The sequence below is a fragment of the Rathayibacter sp. VKM Ac-2879 genome, assembly GCF_015351245.1.
Taxonomy (GTDB): Bacteria; Actinomycetota; Actinomycetes; order Actinomycetales; family Microbacteriaceae; genus Rathayibacter.
Genome location: NZ_JADKSO010000002.1, coordinates 430,592 through 456,655 on the forward strand (window position 1 = coordinate 430,592; position 26,064 = coordinate 456,655).

Genomic DNA, 26,064 nt, shown 5'->3' on the forward strand with positions numbered 1-26,064 from the left:
CGCTCGACCATGCCCCGCGAACGCAGCCTGAGCGATGTCGCGCGCCTCGGATTCGTCGCCCTCGGCGACGCCGGGGCGCGCCTGGCCGAGGCCGAGGCGCTCGCCGGGCGCTCGCTCGACTCCGTCGTGCCGGCCTTCGCCCGCGTCGCCGACCCGGATGCGGCGCTCGGCGCGCTGATTGATCTCTTGCGCCGGCATCGTGACCGGATGGACGTCGTCCTCGTCGACGACCCGGCGCTGACGCGCCTCTTGCTCGTCCTGGGCGCCTCCTCGGGACTGGCCGATTTCCTGCAGAGGCGTCCCGATGAGCTCGAGATCTTCCGCGACCCCCTGCTCACCCTGCCCGGGCGTGCGGAGGCGCGGACCGAGCTGCTCGACTCCGTCGGCGCCGTTGACGGCGTCGCCTCGGTGCGGGAGGAGGCCGGCTGGACGGCCCTTCGCGTGCGGTACCGCCGCCTCCTCACCCGGATCGTCGTGCACGACCTGAGCCAGGCCGACCCGGTGTCCGCGATCGATCGGGTCACCCGTGCTCTCGCCGACCTCGCCGGCGCGACGCTCGAAGCCTCCCTCGCGGTCGCGCGAGCCGACCTCATCGGGGGAGTCGGCCCTGGCCGTTTCGGACGAGACGAGGTGGAGGCGACTCGGTTCGCCATCATCGGCATGGGCAAGGCGGGCGCCTCCGAGCTGAACTACGTCAGCGACGTCGACGTGATCTTCGTCGCCGAGGGCGATCCGGAGCGTGGACTCAGCAACGCCCGCGCCGTCGACATCGGGACACGGCTCGCCGTGCTCGTGATGCGCGGGACCTCCGCCCTCGCCCTCGAGCCCGAGCTGTGGGAGGTCGACCCCAACCTGCGGCCAGAGGGCAAGCAGGGCGCACTCGTGCGCACCCTCGAATCCCACGTGACCTACTACGACCGCTGGGCGAAGAGCTGGGAGTTCCAGGCGCTGCTGAAGGCGAGGCCGCTCGCGGGCGACCCTGACCTCGGGCGCGCCTACGTCGACGCCGTCGCTCCCAAGGTGTGGTCGAGTGCGTCGCGCGAGAACTTCGTCGAGTCCGTGCAGCGCATGCGCGAGAGGGTGACCGAGAACATCCCGCCCCACGACGTGCACTATCAGCTCAAGCTCGGGCCGGGCGGACTGCGGGACATCGAGTTCACGGTGCAGCTTCTCCAGCTCGTACACGGGCAGAACGACGACGAGATCCACATGCCGGGCACCCTGCTCGCGCTCGGCGCCCTCGCCGAACGGGGGTACATCGGCCGGGCCGAGGCGGAGCAGTTCGCCCAGGATTACCGTGCCTTGCGCCTGCTCGAGCACCGCCTCCAGCTGCGACGGCTGCGGCGCACCCATCTGATGCCCCGGGACGAGCACGAGCTGCGCACCCTCGCCCGGTCGAGCACGCTCGCCCGTACCGCCGACGAGCTCCTGGTCGTCTGGAACGAGATCAAGCATCGCGTGCGCGGTCTGCACGAGCGCCTGTTCTACCGTCCGCTGCTCTCGGCGGTGGCTGCGCTTCCCGAGGGCGGCGCCGAGCTCTCGGCGGGTCAGGCGGAGGCGCGGCTCGCGGCGATCGGGTTCGCCGACGCGCGCGGGGCACTCGGCCACATCGCGGCGATGACCTCGGGAGTCTCTCGGCGGGCGAGCATCCAGCGCCACCTCGTGCCCGTCATGCTCCAGTGGTTCGCCGACGGCGCCGACCCCGACTACGGCCTGCTCGCGTTCCGGCGACTGAGCGACGCGCTCGGGGGTACCCCGTGGTTCCTGCGGATGCTGCGCGACTCCTCCGGCGCTGCCAAGCGCCTGACGACGGTGCTCGCGGGCTCACGTTTCGTGGGCGAGCTGCTCGACCGCATCCCGGAGTCGGCCGCGTGGCTCGAGGACGACGACGCCCTCCGTCCCCGTGACGCGGAGGCGCTCGCAGAGGAGGTCCGGGCCGTCCTCGCCCGGCACGAGTCTCCGGAGGCGGTGGCCGCGGTGTTGCGCGCGATGCGGAGGCGCGAGGTCCTGCGTACGGCGATGGGCGGCGTGCTGGGCCTGAGCACGATCGAGGAGATCGCGTGCAGCCTCACCGACATCATTACCGCGCTGGTGAACGGAGTGCTCGATGCCGTGCGCCGCTCCAGTTCCGATCGGCCTGGCGTCGAGCTCGAGTTCGCCGTGATCGGCATGGGTCGCTACGGCGGCTCGGAGCTGGGCTTCGGCTCGGACGCCGACGTGATGTACGTGCAGCGCCCGGGCTCCGCCGAGCCGCAGCAGGCGCAGCAGTACGCGCAGTTCCTCGTCGGCGAGCTCGTCCGGCTCACCGAGGACTCACGCCTCCCGCTCGATCTCGACGCCGAGCTGCGCCCCGAGGGCAAGAATGGTCCTCTGGTGCGCTCGCTCGAGTCCTATCGCGCGTATTACGCCCGCTGGTCCTTGACCTGGGAGGCGCAGGCGCTCCTCCGCGCCCGTGGAGTCGCCGGAGACGCGGCACTGATCGCCGACTTCGAGCGCCTCGCCGACAGTGTCCGCTACCCCTCGGCGATCTCCGATCGGGACATCCGCGAGGTGAAGCGGATCAAGGCCCGCGTCGAGAACGAGCGTCTGCCGCAGGGCGCCGACCCGCGGAGGCATCTCAAGCTCGGGCGAGGCTCGCTCAGTGACGTGGAGTGGCTCGTGCAGTTGCTGCAGTTGCAGCATGCGCGCTCGCTTCCCGCGCTGCGCACGACATCGACGCTCACGGCATTGCGGGTGGCCGAGGAGGCGTCGCTCGTCTCGCCCCTCGATGCCGAACGCCTGCGCGCGGCCTGGCTCCTCGCCTCTCGCGTCCGTTCGGCCATGACGCTGTGGACGAACCGCACGAGCGATGTGTTGCCGACCGACCGACGCCAGCTGGAAGGGGTGGCTCGCTTGCTGGAGTATCCTGCCGGCTCGGCGACCGCTCTCGAGGACGACTACCTCGGGGTGACTCGCCGCGCGCGCGCCGTCTTCGAGCGGCTCTTTTACGGGCCTGCAGACGCCGACCAGCACACGCGGCGCTGATCGCGCCGCGCCGCGCCGCCCGCCCGGAGAGCGGCCGTGCGACGGCGACGGGCCGCCCCTCCGAAGAGGGACGGCCCGTCGTGTCGTTCAGCGATCAGACGCCGTAGTAGAGCTCGAACTCGAAGGGGTGCGGGCGCTGCGCGAGCGGCTTGATCTCCTTCTCGCGCTTGTACTCGATCCAGGTGTCGATGAGCTCCTGGGTGAACACGCCGCCCTGGAGGAGGAAGTCGTGGTCGGCTTCGAGAGCGTCGAGCGCATCGCTGAGGGTCGCGGGGACCTGCGGGATGAGCTTCGCCTCCTCGGGGGGCAGCTCGTAGAGGTCCTTGTCGACCGGCTCGTGCGGCTCGATACGGTTCTTGATGCCATCGAGGCCCGCCATGAGCTGCGCCGCGAACGCGAGGTAGGGGTTGCCGGAGGCGTCGGGGGCGCGGAACTCGATGCGCTTCGCCTTCGGGTTGGTGCCCGTGATCGGGATGCGGATCGACGCCGAGCGGTTGCCGGCCGAGTAGACCAGGTTGACCGGCGCCTCGAAGCCCGGGATCAGGCGGTGGTAGGAGTTGACCGTCGGGTTCGTGAACGCGAGGACAGCGGGTGCGTGCTTGAGCAGGCCGCCGATGTACCAACGCGCGATGTCCGACAGGCCGCCGTAGCCGTTCTCGTCGTAGAAGAGCGGCGTGCCGTCGTTCCACAGCGACTGGTGGGTGTGCATGCCCGAGCCGTTGTCGCCGAAGAGCGGCTTCGGCATGAAGGTGGCGGTCTTGCCCCACTGCTCGGCCGTGTTCTTGACGATGTACTTGAACTTCAGGATGTCGTCCGCCGCGTGCACCATGGTGTCGAAGCGGTAGTTGATCTCGGCCTGGCCACCGGTGCCCACCTCGTGGTGGGAGCGCTCGAGGATGAGGCCGGCGTCGATCAGCTTGAGGCAGATGTCGTCGCGCAGGTCGGCCTGCTTGTCGACCGGGCTGACGGGGAAGTAGCCGCCCTTGTAGGGAGTCTTGTTGCCGAGGTTGCCGCCCTCTTCGACCCGGCCCGAGTTCCAGGCACCTTCGACGGAGTCGACGGAGTGGAAGGCCGAGTTCTGGGTGACCTCGTAGCGTACGTCGTCGAAGATGTAGAACTCGGCCTCGGGGGCGAAGAACGCGGTGTCGGCGATGCCGGTCGAGGCGAGGTACTTCTCGGCCTTCTTGGCGACCTGGCGCGGGTCCTTCGAGTAGATCTCGCCGTTGCGCGGGTTGTAGATGTCGAAGACGAGGATGAGCGTGCGCTCAACCCGGAACGGGTCGACGTACGCGGTCGTCACGTCAGGGATCAGCTGCATGTCCGACTCGTGGATGTTCGCGAATCCACGGATCGACGACCCGTCGAAGAGCTGTCCAATGGAGAAGAACTCCTCGTCGACAGTCGAGGCGGGGATGTTGAAGTGCTGCTGGACACCGGGGAGATCGGTGAACCGGATGTCGAGGAACTTGACGTCCGTGTCCTTGATGAACGTGAGCACCTCGGAAGAATCTTTAAACATGCAAAGGTCTCCAATGGCATAACAACGGGTGGCTGCAGGGCGCAGCTGTCTCAGGGTAGTGGCAGGGGGTTTCCCCTCCGTGTCCCTATTGTTTCGGGCGTGTTACGTGCGGCGGGGGGGCTCTGCCGGTCGGGCCGGGGAGGGCTCGCGGATAGGATCGGGGGATGCCAGAGCGCAAGACCTTCGCCGATGTCGCCCCCAGCCGGTACCCGGGGGAGCGACTCGGCCTGCCAGAGCAGGGCCGGATGTCGGTCGGGCGCGTGGGGCGACGCTCCGCCGCCCTTGCCGTCGATCTCGCCGTGCCCGCGCTGCTCTCTTTGGCCTTCTTCGGCTATGACCGCTGGGCGAGCCTCGTCCTCTTCGTGGCGTTGCAGGCGGTGTTCATCCCGACGATCGGCGGGAGCATCGGCCACAGACTGCTGGGAATGCGCGTGATCCGCCTCGGCGGGGGCTGGGTCGGGGTGTGGCGACCGCTCGTTCGCACGGTCCTGCTGTCGGTTGTCGTGCCTGCCCTGGTCTGGGATTCGGACCAGCGCGGATTCCATGACAAGGTCGCGGGGACGGTGCTCGTCCGCTTCTGATCGCGTCCGATGACGGAGACGCGGCGACGACGAAGGGCCGACGGAATCCCTCCCACCGGCCCTTCTCCGGTCAGCGTGAGCGCTGCGGACGCACCTTGAAGGGGTCGACTCCCTTGGGGATCGGCAGCGAGGCGTGGAGCGAGGCGAGGCGGTTCTTGACCGCGAGCACCTCCGCCTTGGTGAGCACGTTCTTGGTCTTCGCCAGCGTTCGGGGAACGCGGTGCAGGGGCACGGAGTCGGCGTCGGGACCGACGTTCACGAAGATAACCGGGACGTTGGGAAGGACACGAGTCACCTTGCGCCGCTCATCCTCGAGCATGCGCTTGGTGCGAGTCGCCGGTCCTTCGGCGATGAGGACGACTCCGCCTCGGCCGACGGCACGGTAGACGGCATCCTGGGTCTTCCCGTTGACGGCGACCGGCATCTCGCCACCCGTCCAGGTGCCGCGCAGGCCGCTGCGGAGCACCGCACCCACGGCGCCCGGCTGCCCCGCGATCTGCCCGTAGGCGGCGCGCTCGGCGCGGCGAGACAGGACGGCGAGCCCGATGACGAGGCCGGCCATCACGCCGACCACGATCCACAGCGCGATGACGAAACCGTTGCCGTTGCCCAACAGGACGCCCAGGAGGACGCCGAGGAGGATCGGGACGACGAGCGAGAGCAGGATGATCCACACCGCGCTGCTGTCGTAGCGGCGGGTCATCTGGAACACCTGCCACATCTGCTTGAGACGACCGGGTTCCTTAACCGCCTTCGTCGACGGTTCGGTGCTGCGTGCCATGGAGTCAAGGATACCGAGCCGATCCGGGCATCACCGACCCGGTCTCCCTCGATCTCCCTCCACAGACGAGTTGAGGGCGAACTCTCCACCGGATCCAGCAGCATGCCGCGGACGGAGGGGCACGGCGGGCATCCTCGGGGCATGACGACTCCCACGCCTGCCAGGCCCTCCCGCCCCGATCGCCGTGGGGCCTCCTCCGACTCGCCGAGCGACGACGTCCGACGTCTTCCGCGGGACGAGGCGGCGGCGATCGCCGGGAGTCCGCTTGCCCGCCTCGCCCCACATCTCCATCGCGAGCGACTCGTCGAGGTCACGCGCTCGGGACGACAGCGCATCGTTGTGACGTCGCCGGTCATCGCGTGCACCCTCGAGGAGGTGCTCTCCTCCGTCCGTCCGCTCGAAGCGGGGATGTTCGTCACCCTGCTCGCGCCGATGGTCTCCGCAGCGCGCGACGCCGCGGCGGCCGGGGTTCATCCCGCTCCCGCTGCCACCGATATCGGGCTCACCTCGGACGGGCGTCCGGTGTTGCTGCTCACCACGCCGGTCGAAGACTCCGCGAGTGCCTCGCTCGCCGCGTTCCGCAGGCTCCTGGACCGCTCCCGGTCACGGTGTCCGAGTTGCCCGGACATCGAGGAGGCGGCGGACCTCGTCGGTCTCGAGGCGACGCTCTACCGCGTGGCGCCACCGATGCCTCTCGGAACGCTGCCGAAGTCCCCCACTGAGGAGTCAGTCGCCGCGACACCGGCGCGTCACCGGCGTCGACACCCGATCGACGGATGGCGCGGGCGCGTCGCCTCCCTCGCACGACGCCATCGCGGTCCATTGCTCGCCGCCACCGTGATCCTCCTCGGAGCCGCGACGGCCAGCCTCCTGGGCGGAACGGCGGACGAACGCGCGGCCGAGGCCTCGACGGCAGCGCCCACTACATCGCCCGCAAGCAGTTCGGGGACGGCTCCGGCATCCCCGCCTCCCACGGCGGGCGGGCCGGCCGACGAGGCTGCGCGCGCTCTGGTGGCGGCGGCGGGCGCCTGCGAGACGGGGGAGTGCCTCCGTGCCCTCACGACGGCAGACTCGCCGCTACGTTCTCAGGCATCGGCGCGCGAGATCCTTCCCGACGCGGCGTCCGTGGCCTCGGTCGTCACCGAAGCGGAGGGAGGCTCGGCACTGGTCTCGCTGCGCGCGTCCGGGGGAACGACAGTGGCCTCCGTCCTGATCGTCAGGACGGAGGCCGGCTGGCTTATCCGGGACGTCTACGCCGGAGCGGCCTCATGAGGCCTTCCCGTGCGAGGCGCGTCTCAGAGACCGAGGTCGTTCTCGAAGGCACCCTCCTCGAGACGCTCCTTGATCGCGACCAGGAAGCGCGCCGCATCTGCCCCGTCGACCGTGCGGTGATCGTACGAGAGGGCGAGGAAGACCGTCGAGCGGATCGCGATCGCGTCGGCGCCGTCGACCTGCACGACGGCCGGCTTCTTGGTGACGATGCCGGTGCCGAGGATCGCCGTCTGCGGAAGGAACACGACGGGGGTGTCGAAGAGCGCGCCGCGCGAGCCCGTGTTGGTGAGCGTGAAGGTGCCGCCGGCAAGCTCGTCGGGCTTGAGCTTGTTGTTGCGCGTGCGCTCTGCGAGGTCGCCGATGGTCGAGGCGATCTGGGCGAGGGTGAGCTCGGAGGCGTTCTTCAGGACCGGGGTCAGCAGGCCGCGCTCGGTGTCGACGGCGATGCTGATGTTCTCGTGGTCGGGGTAGACGATCGAGTCCCCGTCGAGGGTCGAGTTGATCACGGGGTAGGCCTTGAGCGCCTCAGCCGCCGCGAGGGCGAAGAACGGGAGGAAGGACAGCTTGGCGCCGGTCTTCTCCTGGAAGCTCTTCTTGACCGCGTCGCGGAAACGGGCGACGGCCGTGACGTCGACCTCGATGACCGAGGTGAGCTGGGCGCTCGTCTGCATCGACTCCACCGCGCGCTGGGCGAGCACCTTGCGCAGACGCGACATCGGCTGCGTGGTCCCGCGCAGGGCGGAGGTCTCGAGCGGCGTCCGCGCGACCTTCGCCGCAGCGGCGGCAGGAGCCGAGACGGGGACCGGAGCCGACTTCGCGGCCTCGGCGGCGTCGAGGACGTCCTGCTTGCGGATCCGGCCGCCGACGCCGGTGCCCGTGAGCGTGGCGAGGTCGATACCGTGCTCGCTCGCGAGCTTGCGTACGAGTGGCGTGACGTAGCCGGGATTCGAGTCGGTGGGCTCCGGGGTGGGGGCAGCGGCAGCGGGAGCCGGGGTGGAGGGCGCGGGAGCCGCGGCTTCCGGGGCGGCAGGCTTCTCGACGGCGGGAGCAGGCTCGGGCTCGGCGGGAGCGGGCGCCTCTGCCTCGCTCTCGGCGTCGACCGACGGAGTGGCCTCCTCGGTGGGCTCGTTCTCGGCGGCTGCGACCTCCTCGGCAGGAGACTCCGGTGCGGCGGCGGGCGCTCCCGAGCCGTCCCCGATGCGGACGAGCTCGGCACCGACCTCGACGGTCTCGTCCTCCTGGACGAGGATCTCCTCGATGACTCCCGCCACCGGCGAGGGGATCTCGGTGTCCACCTTGTCGGTCGAGACCTCGAGCAGGGGCTCGTCGACCTCGACCCGGTCACCGACGTTCTTCAGCCAGCGGGTGACCGTTCCTTCCGTGACACTCTCTCCGAGTGCCGGGAGGCTGACGGATTCGCTCATGAGCCTGTCTCCTTAAGACGTGGATGTATCGATGTTCAGCTTACTGAAGCGGGAGCGGCGAGTCGCCGCCTCGCGATGGTTCTACAGGGCGTGCAGCGGCTTCCCGGCGAGCGCGAGGTGCGCCTCCCCGAGGGCCTCGTTCTGGGTGGGGTGCGCGTGCACGAGCGGCGCGACGTCCTCGGGATGCGCTTCCCAGTTGACGATGAGCTGCGCCTCCCCGATGAGCTCTCCCACCCGAGCGCCCACCATGTGGATGCCGACCACCGGACCGTCGACGACCCGGACGACCTTGACCGAGCCCGTCGTGCCGATGATCGTGCTGCGCGCGTTGCCTCCCAGCCCGTAGTCGTAGCTCGCGACCCGGTCGGCACCGTACTCGGCGACGGCACGCGCCTCGCTGAGCCCGATCGACGCGACTTCGGGGTCGCTGTAGGTGACCTTCGGGATGTTCACGTCCGAGACGACCTGCGGGGCGAGCCCTGCGATCTCCTCGGCCACGAAAACGCCCTGCTGGAAGCTCCGGTGCGCGAGTTGGAGGCCGGGCACGATGTCTCCGACCGCGTAGACGCCCGGCACCGAGGTCTGCAGGCGTTCGTCTGTGACGACCCAGCCGCGGTCGAGGCGGACCCCGTTCTCCTCGAGGTCGAGGCCCGCCGTGACCGGGCCGCGCCCGACCGCCACCAGCAGCAGATCGCCTTCGACGACGGCTCCGCTCTCGAGCGAGACCGTGACCCCCGTCTCGTTCTGCGAGACAGCGGAGACACGAGAACCCAGCGTGAACGAGATCCCGCGCCGGCGGAACGCTCTCTCCAGCTGCTTGCTGACGCTCTCGTCCTCGTGGGGAACGAGATGCGGAAGGGCTTCCACGATCGTGACCTCCGCGCCGAAAGAACGCCAGACGCTCGCGAACTCCACGCCGATGACACCGCCTCCGAGAACCACGACGTGCGAGGGCACATGATCGAGCTCGATGGCCTGCTCGCTCGTGAGGATGCGCCCGCCGATCTCGATGCCCGGGAGCGTCCGCGAAGACGAACCGGTCGCGAGCACGATGGAGGCTCCATGCAAGACGTGCTCGCCGACTGTGACGGTCCGCGGTCCGGTCAGACGGCCGTCACCCGACACGACGGTGATCCCGCGCGACGAGATGAGGCTTTGAAGACCCTTGTACTTGCCGGCCACGACCTGCTCGCGATATCGGGTGACACCGGCGACGTCGATGCCGGAGAAGCTCGCCAAGACGCCGTACCTCTCGGCGTCCCGCGCACCGTCGGCGAGTTCCGCCGCGTGCAGGAGGGCCTTCGTCGGAATGCAGCCGCGATGCAAGCACGTGCCGCCGAGCTTGTCCCGTTCGACGATGGCGACGCTCATCCCGAGTTGGGTCGCGCGCAGAGCGGCCGCGTACCCGCCGCTGCCACCCCCGAGCACGACCAGGTCGTAGCGCTCTTCGGACACCCGGTCACTCCCTCGCTGCGTGCGGTTCCCCTCGCCTCTCGGTCGCCGCGAGCGCGGGACGCAAGGGCTGAGCGGAGGGGGGACGAGGCGGGAGATCCCGCCCCATCGACCCTACTACGCGCTCGCCAGACCCTCCGCCAGCGCGATCAGGGCACGCACCGAGACACCCGTGGGGCCGGAGCCCGTGAAGCCGTGAGCCGCTCCCGCGTTGTTCGCCGCGCCGGCGATGTCGAGGTGCACCCAGGGGATGCTCGTCGCACCCTCGCCCTCGCCGCGGGTTCCGACGAACTCGCGGAGGAAATGCCCGGCGATGAGCATGCCCCCAGCGGTGTTGCCGGGCTTCACATTCGCGATGTCGGCGATGTCCGAGTTGAGCAGCGGGCGCAGCTCCGCGGGCAAGGGCATGTGCCAGAACGATTCGCCCGCCGCGGTCGCGGCGTCGAGCACGGACGCGATCAGCGCGTCGTCGCCCATCGCTCCGACCGTCCGGGTGCCGAGGGCGACGGTCGCCGCCCCGGTGAGGGTCGCGACATCGACGAGGGCGTCGGGCTGTTCCTCACTCGCCGCGACCAGGCCGTCGGCCAGGACGAGCCGGCCCTCCGCGTCGGTGTTGAGCACCTCCACGGTCGTGCCGCCCCGGATGGTGAGGACGTCGTTCGGCCGGATGGCCGTCCCGGACGGGAGGTTCTCGGCCAAGCACAGCCAGGCAGTCACCCGCACGGGAAGCCGGAGTTCGGCGACCGCTCGCACCACGGCGTAGACGGTCGCGGCGCCGGTCATGTCGTACTTCATCCCGATCATCGACGCCGGGGGCTTGAGCGAGAGCCCCCCGCTGTCGAAAGTGATGCCCTTGCCGACGAGCGCGAGATGCGTGGAGGCGCCGTCAGGTGCGTAAGCGAGCTTCACGAGACGCGGCGGGCGGGAGGATCCGCTGCCGACGCCGAGGATGCCGCCGAAGCCCTCCGCCTCGAGTGCCTTCTCGTCCCACACGGTGAGCTCGAGCGGGAGGCCCGCGACTCCCTCCTCGACCGCGTCGGCCAGGGTTTGCGGGTACAGGTGCGACGGCGGCGTATTGACGAGGTCCTTCACCGCCGACACCGCCCGCGCGACGACGAGCGCACGATCGAGGACGTCCTGCTCGCCCTCGCCGAGCACGACGACGTGTTCGACCGGCGCCTTGACCGAGGAGGCGCTCGAGCCGCGGAACGAGGTGAACGCATAGGCGCCCAGCGCGGCTCCTTCGGCCACTGCTGCGTAGCTGCCGTCCGTGCCGGCGGGCAGGGCCAGAGCGACGGAGGCGGCACCCGCGAGCGAGCGCACCGCGGCTCCCGCGGCCGCACGCAGTGCAGCATCGTCGGGCTCGCTCGATCCGAGGCCGACGAGCGTCACGACGCCGGCGCGCACCGACGAGGGCACCCGCACCACGCTCTCGCTTGCGCCCGTCACGCCGAGGGCGGACAGCGACTTCGAGAGCGAGGTGGCCAGCTTCCCCAGGCCCTCAGCCCCCACGAGACGAGGACCGTCCGGCCCGGGCGCGATGCCGAGGACGAGGGCGTCGGTGTCGATGTCGGAGGCGGGAACGGACGAGTACTCGAGAGAGGAAAGGGGCATGGGCGCAATGCTAGGCGCTGTTCGCTGAGGGCTCAGCGCTGCCTCCGAAGGAGCCCAGGGCCGCCGTCTACAGTGGATCGCATGCTGGATCCGGAAGAGCTGTTCGACGTCGAGGGCGACCTGTCGGAGGTTCCGCGCGGCCTGCACCTCGTGGCGGGGCTCACGGGATTCGCGGATGCCGGCGGCGCTGTCGCGCAGCTGGGGGAGTACCTCCTCGACACCCTCGAGCACCGGCCGATCGTCGTCTTCGACCAAGACCAATTGCTCGACTACCGTGCTCGCCGGCCGATCATCACCTTCGACCAGGATCATCTGACCGACTACCACCCGGCGATGCTCCGTCTCTCGCTCGCGCGCGACGAGCTGCACCAGCCCTTCCTTCTGCTCACGGGCTTCGAGCCGGACTTCCAGTGGGAGCGCTTCGCGCAAGCGATGCTCGGGCTCATCGAGCGACTCGAGGTCACAGCGACCACCTGGGTGCACGCGATACCGATGCCGGTCCCGCACACGCGTCCGGTCGGAGTGACGGTCAGCGGCAACCGGGAGGACCTCATCGACGCGATGTCGGTGTGGAAGCCGCACACCCAGGTTCCCGCGAACGTGCTCCACCTGCTCGAGTACCGCCTCTTCGAGCGGGGGCTCAGCACGGTCGGCTTCGCGCTGCTGATCCCGCACTACCTCTCGGACACCGAGTACCCGCAGGCGGCCGTCACCGCGCTCGAGAGCATCTCTGCGGCGACGGGGCTGATCTTCCCCACCGACCGATTGCGCGAGAGCGGGCGGGAGTTCCTCGGCAAGGTAGACGAGCAGGTGAGCGGGAACGAGGAGCTGCAGAAGCTCGTCGCCGCCCTCGAGGCCCGCCACGACACGTATATGGAAGGCACGAGCCTCCGCTCGCCCCTCACGGACGAGGACGGCTTCGTGCCGAGTGCGGACGCGATCGCGGCCGAGCTCGAGAAGTTCCTGGCGATCCGTCGCCCGGGCGAGGAGCCGTCCGCCTCCTAAGTCGGGCTCCACCCCCGTACGCGGGCCATCGCTAGGATCGTGCGAGTGGGATCTCGTAGAGCCTGGTTCGTGTTCGGTGCCGGCGCTTTCGCCTACCTGGTCGCGGTGCTCGACCGCGCGAGCCTCGGGGTCGCCGGGGTGGATGCCGCCGAGCGGTTCGAGGTGGCGGCCGCCGTCCTCTCGACGCTCGCCGTGGTTCAGCTCATCGTCTACGCAGGGATGCAGATCCCCGTCGGAATCCTGATCGACCGGTTCGGACCGAAAGCCCTGATCCTGTCGGGGACGGCGCTGATGGCGATCGGCCAGGTGATCCTGGCTATGGCCCCCGACATCGGCATCGCGATCCTCGGGCGCATCCTCCTCGGCGCGGGCGATGCGGCGATCTTCACCTCCGTCATCCGACTGACGGTGACGTGGTTCAGGGGGCCGATCGTTCCCCAGCTGTCCCAGTGGATCGGCAACATCGGGCAGATCGGCCAGATCCTCTCGGCGCTGCCTTTCGCGGCGCTGCTGCACGTCTTCGGCTGGACCCCGGCGTTCCTGTCGGCGGCCGGTCTGGGTGCGGTCGCTTTCCTCGGCGTACTGCTCTTCATCAGCGATCTCCCGCCGCGCACCGAACCGATCGTCCTCGTGCCACCGACTTTGCGGGCGACGATCGCGCAGCTCGGGGTGAGCCTGCGCCGGCCGGGCACACAGCTCGGCTTCTGGTCGCACTTCGTGACCCAGTCCTCCGGCACGGTCTTCACCCTGCTGTGGGGCTACCCGTTCCTTGTCTTCGGGATCGGGCTGGCGCCCACGTTGGCGGCCGGCACTCTGACGATCCTCGTGATCGCCGGCATCGTCGTCGGCCCCGTGCTCGGAATCCTCACGGCGCGCCATCCGACGCGTCGGAGCAACCTCGTCCTCGGGATCGTCTCGGCGATGGCGCTCGCCTGGACACTCGTCCTGCTCTGGCCGGGCACTCCGCCCTATTGGCTTGTCGTGCTGCTGCTGATCGTCGTCGGCGCGGGCGGCCCCGGCTCGATGATCGGCTTCGACTTCGCGCGCACCTTCAATCCTTCTCGGAGTCTCGGAGCGGCCAACGGCGTCGTCAACGTCGGCGGGTTCCTCGCGAGCTTCACGATGATGTTCGTCATGGGGGTGATCCTCGATGCGCTGGCCGGCCCCCACGCGGACTCGGCGGAGCTCTATTCGATGGATCACTTTCGGCTCGCGTGGTGCGTGCAGTACGTCGTGGTCGGTGGAGGAGTCGTCGGACTGATCGTCGCGCGCCGGCGCACGCGTCGCCGACTGGCCGAGGAGGAGGGAATAACCGTGGCCCCCCTCTGGGTTGCAGTAGCAGACGGTCTACGGCGGAGGCGCGCGAGGCGCTGACCCTTTCGGCACCGATTCGGTACTCGCGGTTCCGAAAAGGACGGGCAGAGGGACGGACATACTGTCCCGATCCGCATCGCCGCCGTATCGACGTCACTGCACGGCGTGGCCGCACTACTCAGACGTGCAATAATTGTCAATAGGGCCCGTTCGGGTCGCGGAGCACCCTCCCCAGGATCGGGCGTGTGAGCTTCTCGACTTGACATGGGTCCTCGTAATGCCCACCGACGGACATCGCCCCTGCGGCGAGGTCCGCCCCCGGGACGCAACGGATGGAGAGGTGCCGCTATGGCCACCAGAGCTACCAAGACCGCAACGCTCGACGCCGTCGAGGACGACGTGACGACGACCGCCAAGAAGCCCGCAGCGCGCAAGCCCGCGGCGAAGACCACCTCCGCGAAGGCGCCGGCAACGAAGCCGGCCCGGTCGCGCGCGACCACCAAGGCCGCGGCTCCGGCCGAGGGAGCCGCTGAGGAACCGAGCGACGTCGTCGAGCCCGACGAGGCCGATGTCGTCGACGAGGAGGAGACCGAGGCGGTCGTCGTCGAGGACACGGAGTCCGACACGAAGGACGACTCCGAGGCCGCCGACGCCCCGACCTCGGCCACGGCCCCTGCTGAGCCCCTCCCCAGCGGAGCACTCGTGCTCTCGTTCGGCGGCGAGGACGACGAGGTCCCCGTCTACTCGACCGCGATCACCGGTGCGACCGCCGACCCGGTCAAGGACTACCTCAAGCAGATCGGCAAGGTCGCGCTGCTCAACGCCGCCGAGGAGGTCGAGCTCGCGATGCGCATCGAGGCCGGCCTGTTCGCCGAGGACAAGCTCGCCAGCTCCTCCGACTTGAGCCCGGAGCTCGTGCGCGAGCTGCGGTGGGTCGCGAAGGACGGACAGCGGGCCAAGAGCCACCTGCTCGGAGCGAACCTCCGGCTCGTGGTGAGCCTTGCCAAGCGCTACACGGGCCGAGGGATGCAGTTCCTCGACCTCATCCAGGAGGGCAATCTCGGCCTCATCCGTGCGGTCGAGAAGTTCGACTACACCAAGGGCTTCAAGTTCTCGACCTACGCGACCTGGTGGATCCGTCAGGCGATCACGCGCGCGATGGCCGACCAGGCACGCACCATCCGCATCCCGGTGCACATGGTCGAGGTCATCAACAAGCTCGCCCGCGTGCAACGGCAAATGCTCCAGGATCTCGGCCGCGAGCCGACGCCCGAGGAGCTTTCGCGCGAGCTCGACATGACTCCCGAGAAGGTCATCGAGGTGCAGAAGTACGGCCGCGAGCCGATCTCGCTGCACACTCCCCTCGGTGAGGACGGCGACAGCGAGTTCGGCGACCTCATCGAGGACACCGAGGCGGTCGTGCCGGCCGACGCCGTGGGCTTCACGATGCTGCAGAAGCAGCTGGAGTCGCTGCTCGACTCTCTCTCCGAGCGCGAGGCGGGCGTGATCCGCATGCGCTTCGGTCTCGGTGACGGCATGCCCAAGACGCTCGACCAGATCGGCGACACGTTCGGAGTGACCCGCGAGCGGATTCGTCAGATCGAGTCGAAGACGATGGCGAAGCTCCGCCATCCGTCGCGATCGCAGTCGCTCCGCGACTACCTCGAGTAGGCCGATGATCCGCTACGCGCCGGCGGTCCTCCTCGGGAGGGCCGCTCGGTTCGCAGCGCGCGTCCGCAAGCCCGGCGGAGGCTCTGCCGTGCCCGGGCTCGTGGTGAACCGCCTCGCGCCCGGTTTCCTTCCTGCCGTCCTCGGCGGATTCGCCGACGGACTCGTCGTCGTGAGCGGATCGGCCGGCAAGTCGACGACCACCAAGATGCTCGTCGCCGTGCTGCGAGCGCACGGCCTCCGAGTGTTCACGAATCCCTCCACCGCGAACATCGCGCAAGGCCTCACCTCGGCCCTCCTCGAACGGGCAGACCTCCGCGGTCGAATCGACGCCGATATCGCGGTGCTCGAGATGGACGAGGGCCACGGCGCCCACCTCGCCCCTCGCATGGCTCCGCGAGTCGTGCTGCTGACGAACGTCGTCGTCGACCAGATCGACCGCTTCTTCGATCCGGCGATGGTGGCGCGGATGCTCGCCACGATCGCGTTGCGTGCCACCGGTCGGGTCGTCCTCAACGCCGACGACCGGCACATCGCCGAGATCGCGACCACGCTACCGAGCGATCTCGTCCGCTGGTACGGCGTCTCGGAGGAGGTGCGCTCCGGCGCGCCCGGGGGCCTCGGCTACGCGGCAGACGCCGATGGCGGCGCCGAGCGCGCGACGACGGTCGTCGAGAGCACGCGAGGCGCCGCCGCCCTTCTCCGCAGCGACGGCGAGTCGCTCGACGTCCGCCTTCCCGCTCGTGGCGTGCACTATGCCGTGGACGCGGCCGCAGCGATATCGGCCGCGCGCGCGCTGCTCGAGGGGCGATTCGACCCCGCCATCGCCGCGTCCGCGCTCTCCTCGATCGAACCCGTCTTCGGGCGGGGCGAGGTCGTCACCGTGCGCGGACAGGACGTCGAGTTCGTGCTCGTGCAGAACCCCGCGAGCTACCGCCTCAACATCGCCGAGATCCCGGCGGGCACGGAGCAGATCATGGTGGCCATCGGGTCCGATGTCCGCGACCCCTCCTACTTCTGGCCGGTCGACACCTCGGGGCTCGGCCGCGTTCGCGTGGTGTCCGGGTCCAAGGCCCACGAGGCGGCTCTCCACCTGCGCTACGACGGCGTCACGGTGGACGCGGTCGACGACGACCTCGCGCGAGCACTCGACGGATTCCTCGCTCTGCCCACGCCGACGGCGGGACGCAAAACCATCGTCTTCTCGGCCGATGCGATGCGCCGTACCCGCGCGCACCTCCAGCTCGCCACGAACCGTGAGGAGTCATCGTGACCGCGCTGCGCATCGCTGTGCTCGCCCCCGACCTCCTCGACAGCAACGGAGACGCGGCCAATGCTCGCGTGCTGGCGGCGCGCGCCCGGTGGGCGGGCCTCGAGGCCGAGGTCGTGGCGCTGGAGAACGTGCAGGACACTCGGGTCCGACCGGACGTGCTGGTCGCCGGCACCGGCGCCGACGACGATCTGCCCGCGGCGCTGGAGCTCCTCCGCTCGGTGCGCTCCACCCTCCACTCCTGGGTCGAGCAGGGAACCCAGGTCCTCGCGATCGGTGCCGGCTGGGAGCTCTTGGCCGGGACGATCGCCACGCGGGCCGGCGTGATCGAGGGGATCGGCCTCTTCCCCGGACGCTCGGTCGCGGGGGAACGCGCGACGGACGACCTGCTCGTCCAGACTCCGGAGGGCGTGCTCGTGGGGTTCGAGAACCACGACCGGCGCATGGAGGGGATTACCGCGGAGCAGTCTCTCGGCCGGGTCCTGCACGGTACCGGCGACGGAACGGGGCACGAGGGGTACCGCGTCGGCGGCCTGCTCGGTACTCATCTGCACGGGCCGGTACTCGCGAAGAACCCCGTTCTGGCCGACGGGATCCTGAGGCGAGCGCTCGGCGACGCCTATGAGGCGAACGATGCGCGCCTGCTCCTCGCGGACGATACGGCACGAGCCGCCCGCGAAGTGATCGCGAAGCGGCTCGGTGTCGGTCTGTAGGGCGTACTGAGGGTCAGGGGCGCTGCTCTTCGAAGAGGCGCGCCGACTCGTCGTGCCAGCTCTGGGCGATGCTCGAGAGCTTCTCCTGGTACTTCTTGCCGTGGTGGGCGCAGAACAGCAGTTCTCCGCTGTTCACGACGACGCGGATGTACGCCTGCGCGCCGCAACTGTCGCAGCGGTCCGCGGCCGAGAGCTGCTGGGCGGTCGCGAGTTCGTCCACGCCGTTCTGGGTTGCTGTGGTCGACATGACTTGGGCCTCCTGCACTCGGTCTTCGATCTCTGCTTAGTGGAACCCATCCAAGCATGCGATTGTTTCCGAGCAGAGTCCTTCGAACAGCATTTCGCTCTGCGCGTAGGTTCCCCACGAGGTGGCGTCGAGTGTCGTGCGGGCCGCCGCGTCGCGCGAGGGTCGAAGGTCGCGCGAAAGTAAACTGAGGGGATGGCTTCCTCCGACTACAGCGCTCGGCATCTCTCCGTCCTCGAGGGCCTCGAGGCGGTCAGGAAGCGCCCGGGCATGTACATCGGGTCGACCGACTCCCGCGGTCTCATGCACTGCCTGTGGGAGATCATCGACAACTCCGTCGACGAGGCCCTCGCGGGACACGGAACCGAGATCAGCGTCGTGCTGCACGCCGACGGCAGCGTCGAGGTCCGTGATCGGGCCCGCGGCATCCCGGTCGACATCGAACCCAAGACCGGGTTGAGCGGCGTCGAGGTCGTCTTCACCAAGCTGCACGCGGGAGGCAAGTTCGGCTCGGGCTCCTACGCCGCCTCCGGAGGATTGCACGGCGTCGGCGCGTCGGTGGTCAATGCCCTGTCTGAACGGCTCGACGTCGAGGTCGACCGCGATGGACGCACGTACCGCATGTCGTTCCACCGGGGCGAGCCGGGACGCTTCGCGGACGCGGGCGAACCGACTCCGGATGCACCGTTCACGCCGTTCGAGAACGGCTCGGAACTCGACGTGGTCGGCAAGGTCCGCAAGAACGTCACCGGCACGCGCGTGCGGTACTGGGCCGACCGGCAGATCTTCACCAAGGGCGCCGCGTTCCAGACCGACGACCTGGTGACGCGAGCGCGCCAGACCGCTTTCCTCGTGCCGGGGCTCACGATCGACATCGTCGATGACCGTGGCGAGGAGCGCCGCGCCGAGATGTTCCGCTACGACGGGGGCATCTCGGAGTTCGTCGAGTTCCTCGCCCCCGACTCCGCCGTCACGGACGTGCTGCGGTTGACCGGTTGGGGCACCTTCACCGAGACGGTCCCCGTGCTGACGCCCGGCGGGGCGATGGTGCCGACGGAGGTGGAGCGCACCTGCGAGGTCGATATCGCGCTCCGGTGGGGCACGGGCTACGACACGGTGCTTCGCAGCTTCGTCAACATCATCTCCACGCCCAAGGGCGGCACGCATCAGACCGGCTTCGAGCAGGGTCTGCTGAAGCTGCTCCGCTCTCAGGTCGAGGCCAACGCGCGGCGGCTGAAGGTGGGGTCGGACAAGCTCGAGAAGGACGACGTGCTCGCGGGACTGACCGCGGTGCTCACCGTCCGCCTCCCGGAGCCGCAGTTCGAGGGCCAGACCAAGGAGGTCCTGGGGACGCCCGCCGTGCGCGCGATCGTCGCCTCCACCCTCGCGTCGACGCTCGGCGCGGTCTTCGCCTCGACCAAGCGTGAAGACAAGACGCAGACGTCGCAGCTGCTCGAGAAGGTCGTCGCCGAGATGAAGTCGCGCATCTCGGCGCGTGCGCACAAAGAGACGCAGCGCCGCAAGAACGCGCTGGAGTCCTCCTCGCTTCCTGCCAAGCTCGTCGACTGCCGCAGCAACGATGTCGAGAACAGCGAGCTGTTCATCGTCGAGGGTGACTCGGCGCTCGGCACGGCCAAGCTCGCGCGTCATAGCGAGTACCAGGCCCTGCTGCCCATTCGCGGCAAGATCCTCAACGTCCAGAAGGCCAGCATCGCCGACATGCTCTCGAACGCGGAGTGCGCGTCGATGATCCAGGTGATCGGGGCCGGCTCCGGCCGCTCCTTCGATCTCGCGGCGGCCCGCTACGGCAAGATCATCCTGATGAGCGACGCCGACGTCGACGGCGCGCACATTCGGACGCTGCTGCTGACGCTGTTCTTCCGCTACATGCGTCCGCTCGTCGAGGCGGGTCGTGTCTTCGCGGCAGTCCCCCCGCTGCACCGAGTCGTCGTCATGAACCCGGGCAAGAAGCCGAACGAGACGATCTACACCTACTCCGAGAAGGAGCTGCAGGGCGTGCTCTCGGCGCTCGGGAAGGCCAACCGCTCGTACCAGGACCCGATCCAGCGTTATAAGGGCCTCGGCGAGATGGACGCCGACCAGCTCGCGACGACCACGATGGACCGCTCCCGACGGACCCTGCGGCGGGTGCGGGTATCGGACGCCGAGAACGCGGGACGGGTCTTCGAGCTGTTGATGGGCAACGACGTCGCCCCGCGCAAGGAGTTCATCGTGCGCGGCTCCGAGACGCTCTCGCGCGACCGCATCGACGTCTGAGGCCCGGCTCCGACGACGCTCCGCCGCACGGAGTCAGAACAGCTCGGGTGCGGCGCCGATCGTCGCGATCATCGCCTCGAGGGCGACTCCCGACCCGTCGCGCTTCATCCCGGAGTCGGGCAGAGCCGCGACGGACCCGTCGGCTTCGAGCGCGTGCGCGGGGCCCGGGCCCACCCAGGCGACCCGGAGCGCCGTCTCGCCCTTCAGGAACCGCTGGGCGCGGACGCCTCCGGTCGCTCGGCCCTTGGCCGGGAACTCCGAGAAGTCCGATACCTTCGCGCTTCCGGTGTCGGTACCCGACAGCGCCCAGCTGTCCACCGCGACAGTCGCCACGACGGTCTCCTCACGCTCCGCCGGCGTCACGACGGCAAAGTGGACGACCTCGTCGGTCTCGCCGAGCTTGATGCCCGCCATCCCCGCCGCAGTGCGACCCTGCGGACGGACCGCGGAGGCCGCGAAGCGCAGCAGCTGCGCCTCGCCGGTCACGAACACCAGCTCGTCGTCCTCCGACGAGGGGGCGGCTCCGATCACGGAGTCCTTGGGCTTGAGGGCGAGGAGATCGATGTCGGGCCGCTGGGGGAGATCCCCTGGGGCGACGCGCTTGACAATTCCCTGCACTGTCCCGAGCGCGAGGGGCCGCGGATCGTCGAGCGCCACGACCGCCAGGACACGCTCCTGCGCACCGAGCTGGGGAAGGTAGTCGGCCATGCGCACCCCGGCGCCGAGTTGCACGGAGGAGGAGGGGACCGAGGGCACGTCGATCGCCGAGAAGCGCAGGAGACGTCCTGCCGTCGTGACCGCTCCGATCTCGGTTCGCGTGGTCGTGTCGAGGACGCTGAGGACGGCGTCGTGCTTGCTGCGGCGCGTGGCGCGCTCAGGATGCGGCGCTGCCTCAGGATCGCGGTCGACCCGAACGAGTCGACCCGTCGTGCTGAGCAGCACCCGACACGGCACATCCGCGATCTCGAGGACGGCCGGGGCGGCGCGGCGCCCGGTCGTAGCGACTGACGGCCGTGCCTCGGTGAGAAGGGTGCGCCGCGGAGTGCCGAGGCGCTGCGCCACGTCGTCGAGCTCGTCGGAGACGAGGGCGTCGAGGCGGTCGCGACTGGCGAGCAGCGCCTCCAGCTCGTCGATCTCGGCGAGAAGGGTGTCGCGCTCCGTCTCGAGCTCGATGCGCGAGAACTTGGTCAAGCGACGCAGCTGCAGTTCGAGGATGTAGTCCGCCTGGAGCGTGCTCAGGTCGAACACGTCGATGAGGCGCGCCCGAGCGGCTGCGGTGTCGTCGCTCCCGCGGATGAGCTGGATGACCTCGTCGATGTCGAGGATCGCGACGAGGAGACCCTCGACGAGGTGCAGTCGCTCCTGCCGCTTACGCAAGCGATAGCGCGAGCGTCGCGTGACGACCTGCACGCGGTGGCCGACATAGACCTGCAGGAGCTCCTTGAGCCCGAGGGTCCGGGGGCCACCGTCGACGAGGGCGACGTTGTTGATCGCAAAGGTGTCCTCGAGCGGGGTGAAGCGATAGAGCTGCTCGAGCACCGCCTCGGGACTGAAACCTGTCTTGATGCCGATCACGAGGCGGAGGCCGTTGTCGCGGTCGGTCAGGTCGGTCACGTCGGCGATGCCGCTGAGCTTCTTGTTCTGCACACCGTCCTTGATCTTGTCGATGACCTTCTCGGCGCCGACCAGATAGGGGAGCTCGGTGACCACGAGGCCCGACTTCCGGGCGGTGATGCTCTCGATCGAGACCCTGGCCCGTGTCTTGAAGCTTCCGCGCCCCGAGGCATAGGCGTCGCGCACGCCGGCCAGGCCGACGATCGTGCCGCCACTGGGGAAGTCGGGGCCCGGCACGAACGACATCAGCTCGTCGAGGGAGGCGTCGGGATGGGCGATGAGGTGACGCGCGGCTCCGACCACCTCGACCAGGTTGTGCGGGGCCATGTTCGTGGCCATGCCGACGGCGATTCCGCTCGCTCCGTTCACGAGCAGGTTCGGGAACGCCGAGGGGAGCACCTCCGGCTGGTCGTGTGAGTTGTCGTAGTTGGGGATGAACTCGACGACGTCCTCGCCGAGGTGCTCGGTCATCGCCATGGAGGCGGGGGCGAGTCGCGCCTCCGTGTACCGGGCCGCGGCCGGGCCGTCGTCGAGCGAGCCGAAGTTGCCGTGGCCGTCGACGAGCGGTACCCGCATCGTGAACGGCTGGGCGAGCCTCACGAGAGAGTCGTAGATGGAGGCGTCTCCGTGGGGGTGGAGCTTGCCCATGACTTCGCCGGTCACGCGCGCCGACTTGACGTGTCCGCGGTCGGGCCGCAGCCCCATCTCGCTCATCATGTAGAGGATTCGGCGCTGCACGGGCTTCAGTCCGTCTCGCGCGTCGGGCAGAGCCCGTGAGTAGATCACCGAGTACGCGTACTCGAGGAACGAGCCCTCCATCTCGGTCGAGACATCGACGTCCTCGATCCGCTCGACCAGGGAGGATCGGGGCGTCTCGGAGGACCCGGAGGACGAGGCTGCTGCGTTCATGACTCACTTCGGTGGCGGACAGGGCTGAGCGGTCGGGGCGCCGCCTCCCGCTCACAGGGAGCGGACTCCGAGGCACGGACGGACGGCACTCGCCGACGAGCCGCCACGCCGAGCGGGGCCGCGCTCGGAGCGCAAGGGCGCTGTGCGACACTGGGGCGCGATGACCCACATGCTACCGGTCGCCCCCTCCGGGCGGCGGAGCCTCGCCGATGTCCTGCCGGGGGCTCTGGACGCGCTCCTCGGCCGGCCGGGGATTTTCGCTCCCACCCGTGTCGAGCGCATCGTCGTGGTGCTCGTCGACGGCCTGGGCTCGATGAACCTGCGGCAGCGTGCCGGTCACGCGCGCACGCTGGCACCGGCCCTGACCCGCGCGTCGACCCTGGTCTCTGGCTTCCCGACGACGACCGCGACCGCCCTCGCGAGCCTCACGACGGGCGTGCTCCCCGGGGCGCACGGGATGGTCGGCTATCGCGTCCTCGACCGCGTCTCCGACCGTCTAGTGAATCAGCTGTCGGGGTGGGACGAGCGGATGGTGCCCGAACAGTGGCAGCCTCGCCAGACCGTGTTCGAGCGCGCGACGGCGGAGGGGGTTCGCGCAGGCGTCGTCGGGCCGTCGCGGTACGCCCGCTCGGGACTCACGCGGGCGATCCTCCGCGGAGCCGACTACCACCCCGCCGGGTCTGTCTCGGAGCGCTTCGCCACCGCCCGCGCCCTCCTCGACGAGGGCGGACGGCAGCTGGTGTACCTCTACGTGCCTGAGCTCGACATGGCCGCACACGCCCGCGGTTGGGAGTCTCCGGAATGGACCGCGGCCCTCGAGCAGCTCGACGGGGAGGTCGGTGCGTTCGTCCGGCGCCTCCGCCCGAGCGAGGGACTGCTGGTGACGGCCGACCACGGCATCGTCGACGTGCCGGCGTTCTCGCACGTTCTGGTGGAGCGCGGCCCGTTACTCGACGGCGTCCGTCACCTCGGTGGCGAGCCACGTTGCCTCCAGCTGCATCTGGAGCCGGGAGTCGACGCCGACGAGGTCGCACGTCGGTGGGTGGACGCCGAGGGTGGCCGCTCGTGGATCGGCACTCGCGCCGATGTCGTGGCGAGTGGGTGGTTCGGCGAAGTCGGGCCCGCCGCGGCCGACCGGATGGGCGACGTGTTCGTCGCCGCGCGGAAGGCGATCGCGTACTACGCCGCAGACGACCCCGCGGGCCGGGCGATGATCGGACAGCACGGGTCCCTCACGCCGGAGGAGACGCAGGTACCGCTGCTCGGCTTCGGTGCCCTCGCACCGCGCTGAGCCCTCCGATCTCGCCAGAGCCCGATCAGCCGCGCTCAGTCGTCGCTACGGGCTCCGAAGACGATCTCGTCCCAGCTGGGCATCGATGTCCGCCCTCGTCGCAGCGACGTGCGCGACCCCGTAGAGGGGTGCTCTGCGGCGGGAGGCGTGGGGCGCGGCTCCGGCTCGGACGCCGCGGCCGGGGTCTCGGGCACCTGCTGGTCGCGACCCCGAAGGGAGGCGTGGTCGCGCTCGCCCCGCCGGCGCCGTAGCGCGTCGAGCAGGTCGGCGGTGTCGTTGAGGTTGCGTTCGCGCTGCTCCGTGGTGGTCGTCACGGGGCGGGGGAGGGTCGACATGGGCCGCGGTGACTCCGCGAGGGCGGGTTGCGGCTCCGTGTCGGACGGGCGCACCGCCGCAGGGCGGGCGTGCGGGGCGGCGGCGGGGCGCACCGAGGTCGGGTGCTCGGCGCGCGAGGCGTCGGACGGCGCGAAGGCCTCCGGATCGAAACGCGTCGCGAGTTCGTCGACGGCGGCGGGGATGACGGCTCGCAGTCGCGGGATCAGTGTCGGCCGGATCTCGCCCTGCTGTGACAGCGTCGTCGCCTCCGGCGTGAGCGGAGACAGCAGGGCTTTCTTCGGATCGAAGCGCCAGCGGGCGTCGTGATCGATCTCGTCCGAGCGGAAGAGGAGCTTGACGACCCAGCCCTCGACCTCCTTCCAGCTCGACCACGACTCGCCCTCCGCGCCGAGGGAGGTGAGGCGCTCGCGGATGACGTCGCCGAAGGGCGTGCCCTCCTCGAGCGGATCCGGGTCGGCGCTCGTGTAGACGCGGACGGCGAGGGCGGAGGCGACGATGTGCTCGCGTTCAGCGGTCACGGGGCCTTCGAAGCGCCGGACGTAGTCGAGCTCGGCACCGGTCAGCTCGGCGACCTCGTCGGCCGAGAGGCCGGAGCGGATGTGCGCCTGGATCTCGCGCGGGGACACGCGCTTCTCGCGAGGCGGGAGCGAGTGCACGCGCGGGCGGAGCTGGCTCTGCAGCGTCTCGTCGATCCGCACCGAGAACCGTTCGCCCCCGTCGGAGACGAGGACGAGCGATCCGCTCTCGACGCCGATCACCTTCAGTTCCATCATCGTGCGGGACCTCTCTTCTGGACGCGGACGGGGCAAGGATGTCACGCGTTCGACCCGTTGCCCGGGAATACCCCGGGCGGGTCGAAAGTTGATGCGGGCGGAGGCGTGGCCGGCCGTGTCAACCGCGGCCCCAGGTGGTTTGCGTATCGATACGTCTTGATGCACACTGACCCCGCCGATGTGTTGAACAGCTGAATAAGAAGTGGATGGGAATGGCTACGGACTACGACGCCCCCCGCAAGACCGATGACGACTCCGAGTCGATCGAGGCCCTGAAGGAGCGAGTCCCCGACAAGATGTCCGGAGTCGTCGACGTCGATGACGCCGACAACCCGGGCGGATTCGAACTGCCCGGTGCCGATCTGTCCGACCTCGATCTGGACGTCGTGGTTCTCCCGCCCCAGGCGGACGAGTTCACGTGCGTGAGCTGCTTCCTCGTGAAGCACCGCTCGCAGATCGACCACGAGGAGAAGCTCGGACCGATCTGCCTGGAGTGCGCCGCCTAGGCGTCTCCTCGCTCCGACGAACGACCGCTCCGTCGCCGTGATCCTTGGATCGCGGCGACGATGTCGTTGGGGCGGCGGGTCGAGAGCAGCCAGTACGGAGTCGGATCCTGCGGGTCCTCGATCGGGACGCGCACCACATCCTTCACCCAGCCGCGGATGACGAGGTAGGCACGGGCGTCGAGGCGGGGGCCGCGCTCGGCGAAGGCCTGGGCACCGGTGTGGCTCGAAGGCTCGCCGACCAGCTCCAGGGGGATGTGCGCTGGGCCCGCACGTAGCTCGCCCTCGCCGATCTCGATCGTCGGAGACAGGGCGAGGAGCGAGAGCACGCAGCCCGTGTAGAGCGCTGCCGCGACGATCACGCCCACGGCGAGGTTGATCGGAGCGAAGACCAGGACGCTGGCGGGGATGACGAGGGCGGTGGCGATGAAGAGCCACGGCGCAGGCCATAGCCTCTCTCGGTAGGACGGCATGGCCCTA

General features: G+C 69.7%; 20 protein-coding genes. 11 read left to right on the forward strand and 9 right to left on the reverse strand.

Translation table 11 applies throughout. The annotated features are described in order from the left end of the window. The first annotated feature begins 9 nt into the window (after nucleotides 1-9). Nucleotides 10-3,024, forward strand: coding sequence for a bifunctional [glutamine synthetase] adenylyltransferase/[glutamine synthetase]-adenylyl-L-tyrosine phosphorylase (locus ITJ45_RS07045; RefSeq protein ID WP_194608231.1), 3,015 nt, complete (start codon nucleotides 10-12; stop codon nucleotides 3,022-3,024). Between the two features lie 94 nt (nucleotides 3,025-3,118). Here ITJ45_RS07045 and glnA read toward each other — a convergent pair whose 3' ends face one another. Continuing rightward, nucleotides 3,119-4,543, reverse strand: coding sequence for a type I glutamate--ammonia ligase (gene glnA / locus ITJ45_RS07050; protein ID WP_194608229.1), 1,425 nt, complete (start codon nucleotides 4,541-4,543; stop codon nucleotides 3,119-3,121). 164 nt (nucleotides 4,544-4,707) lie between these two features. Here glnA and ITJ45_RS07055 point away from each other — a divergent pair, with 164 nt between their 5' ends. Further along, nucleotides 4,708-5,124, forward strand: a complete 417-nt coding sequence (locus tag ITJ45_RS07055) for an RDD family protein (protein WP_194608227.1) — start codon at nucleotides 4,708-4,710, stop codon at nucleotides 5,122-5,124. A 70-nt stretch (nucleotides 5,125-5,194) separates the two neighbouring features. Here ITJ45_RS07055 and ITJ45_RS07060 read toward each other — a convergent pair whose 3' ends face one another. Beyond that, nucleotides 5,195-5,905: a DUF4191 domain-containing protein gene (locus tag ITJ45_RS07060; RefSeq protein WP_194608224.1), complete on the reverse strand. Its 711-nt coding sequence runs from the start codon at nucleotides 5,903-5,905 to the stop codon at nucleotides 5,195-5,197. 141 nt (nucleotides 5,906-6,046) lie between these two features. Between ITJ45_RS07060 and ITJ45_RS07065 the strand changes: the two genes are divergently transcribed. After that, complete coding sequence (locus tag ITJ45_RS07065; RefSeq protein ID WP_194608222.1) at nucleotides 6,047-7,177, forward strand: hypothetical protein; 1,131 nt, start codon at nucleotides 6,047-6,049, stop codon at nucleotides 7,175-7,177. A gap of 23 nt (nucleotides 7,178-7,200) precedes the next feature. On the opposite strand, the gene sucB is transcribed toward ITJ45_RS07065, so the two are convergent. The 3 genes from sucB to ITJ45_RS07080 form a co-directional block, all read right to left on the reverse strand. Further along, the gene (gene sucB, locus ITJ45_RS07070) at nucleotides 7,201-8,601 is read right to left on the reverse strand and encodes a 2-oxoglutarate dehydrogenase, E2 component, dihydrolipoamide succinyltransferase (RefSeq protein WP_194608221.1); all 1,401 of its coding nucleotides are present in this window, start codon (nucleotides 8,599-8,601) and stop codon (nucleotides 7,201-7,203) included. 81 nt (nucleotides 8,602-8,682) lie between these two features. Then, nucleotides 8,683-10,056, reverse strand: a complete 1,374-nt coding sequence (gene lpdA, locus ITJ45_RS07075) for a dihydrolipoyl dehydrogenase (RefSeq protein ID WP_194608219.1) — start codon at nucleotides 10,054-10,056, stop codon at nucleotides 8,683-8,685. 114 nt (nucleotides 10,057-10,170) lie between these two features. Further along, nucleotides 10,171-11,667 carry a leucyl aminopeptidase gene (locus tag ITJ45_RS07080; protein WP_194608217.1) on the reverse strand — a complete coding sequence of 499 codons (1,497 nt, stop codon included), beginning with the start codon at nucleotides 11,665-11,667 and terminating at the stop codon, nucleotides 10,171-10,173. Nucleotides 11,668-11,748: 81 nt separating this feature from the next. On the opposite strand from ITJ45_RS07080, the gene ITJ45_RS07085 reads away from it, so the two are divergent. The 5 genes from ITJ45_RS07085 to ITJ45_RS07105 all read left to right on the forward strand — a co-directional run bounded on the left by ITJ45_RS07085 (nucleotide 11,749) and on the right by ITJ45_RS07105 (nucleotide 17,637). Next, nucleotides 11,749-12,672 (forward strand): proteasome assembly chaperone family protein, encoded by a 924-nt coding sequence (locus ITJ45_RS07085; protein WP_194608215.1) that lies wholly within the window; start codon nucleotides 11,749-11,751, stop codon nucleotides 12,670-12,672. 45 nt (nucleotides 12,673-12,717) lie between these two features. Then, the gene (locus ITJ45_RS07090) at nucleotides 12,718-14,046 is read left to right on the forward strand and encodes an MFS transporter (RefSeq protein ID WP_194608213.1); all 1,329 of its coding nucleotides are present in this window, start codon (nucleotides 12,718-12,720) and stop codon (nucleotides 14,044-14,046) included. A gap of 288 nt (nucleotides 14,047-14,334) precedes the next feature. Beyond that, nucleotides 14,335-15,657 (forward strand): RNA polymerase sigma factor, encoded by a 1,323-nt coding sequence (locus tag ITJ45_RS07095; RefSeq protein ID WP_194608211.1) that lies wholly within the window; start codon nucleotides 14,335-14,337, stop codon nucleotides 15,655-15,657. Between the two features lie 4 nt (nucleotides 15,658-15,661). Beyond that, complete coding sequence (locus tag ITJ45_RS07100; RefSeq protein ID WP_194608209.1) at nucleotides 15,662-16,927, forward strand: Mur ligase family protein; 1,266 nt, start codon at nucleotides 15,662-15,664, stop codon at nucleotides 16,925-16,927. Continuing rightward, a complete protein-coding gene (locus tag ITJ45_RS07105; protein ID WP_194608208.1) occupies nucleotides 16,924-17,637 on the forward strand; it encodes a type 1 glutamine amidotransferase in 714 nt (237 codons plus the stop codon). The genes ITJ45_RS07100 and ITJ45_RS07105 overlap by 4 nt, the downstream gene beginning before the upstream one ends. A 13-nt stretch (nucleotides 17,638-17,650) precedes the next feature. Here ITJ45_RS07105 and ITJ45_RS07110 read toward each other — a convergent pair whose 3' ends face one another. Beyond that, on the reverse strand, nucleotides 17,651-17,884 hold the full coding sequence (locus ITJ45_RS07110) for a hypothetical protein (RefSeq protein ID WP_194608206.1): 234 nt from the start codon (nucleotides 17,882-17,884) through the stop codon (nucleotides 17,651-17,653). A gap of 192 nt (nucleotides 17,885-18,076) precedes the next feature. Between ITJ45_RS07110 and ITJ45_RS07115 the strand changes: the two genes are divergently transcribed. After that, nucleotides 18,077-20,158 carry a DNA gyrase/topoisomerase IV subunit B gene (locus ITJ45_RS07115; RefSeq protein WP_194608204.1) on the forward strand — a complete coding sequence of 694 codons (2,082 nt, stop codon included), beginning with the start codon at nucleotides 18,077-18,079 and terminating at the stop codon, nucleotides 20,156-20,158. Nucleotides 20,159-20,191: 33 nt separating this feature from the next. Here the strand turns inward: ITJ45_RS07115 and ITJ45_RS07120 are convergent, their stop codons facing one another. After that, on the reverse strand, nucleotides 20,192-22,681 hold the full coding sequence (locus ITJ45_RS07120) for a DNA gyrase/topoisomerase IV subunit A (protein ID WP_194608202.1): 2,490 nt from the start codon (nucleotides 22,679-22,681) through the stop codon (nucleotides 20,192-20,194). A 160-nt stretch (nucleotides 22,682-22,841) separates the two neighbouring features. Here ITJ45_RS07120 and ITJ45_RS07125 point away from each other — a divergent pair, with 160 nt between their 5' ends. Then, on the forward strand, nucleotides 22,842-23,972 hold the full coding sequence (locus ITJ45_RS07125; protein WP_194608200.1) for an alkaline phosphatase family protein: 1,131 nt from the start codon (nucleotides 22,842-22,844) through the stop codon (nucleotides 23,970-23,972). 35 nt (nucleotides 23,973-24,007) lie between these two features. On the opposite strand, the gene sepH is transcribed toward ITJ45_RS07125, so the two are convergent. Next, on the reverse strand, nucleotides 24,008-25,081 hold the full coding sequence (gene sepH, locus ITJ45_RS07130) for a septation protein SepH (protein ID WP_194608198.1): 1,074 nt from the start codon (nucleotides 25,079-25,081) through the stop codon (nucleotides 24,008-24,010). 212 nt (nucleotides 25,082-25,293) lie between these two features. Between sepH and ITJ45_RS07135 the strand changes: the two genes are divergently transcribed. Further along, nucleotides 25,294-25,587 carry a DUF4193 domain-containing protein gene (locus tag ITJ45_RS07135; protein ID WP_055792269.1) on the forward strand — a complete coding sequence of 98 codons (294 nt, stop codon included), beginning with the start codon at nucleotides 25,294-25,296 and terminating at the stop codon, nucleotides 25,585-25,587. On the opposite strand, the gene ITJ45_RS07140 is transcribed toward ITJ45_RS07135, so the two are convergent. After that, nucleotides 25,584-26,057, reverse strand: coding sequence for a DUF3093 domain-containing protein (locus tag ITJ45_RS07140; RefSeq protein WP_194608196.1), 474 nt, complete (start codon nucleotides 26,055-26,057; stop codon nucleotides 25,584-25,586). The genes ITJ45_RS07135 and ITJ45_RS07140 overlap by 4 nt on opposite strands. Between the last annotated feature and the right edge of the window lie 7 nt (nucleotides 26,058-26,064).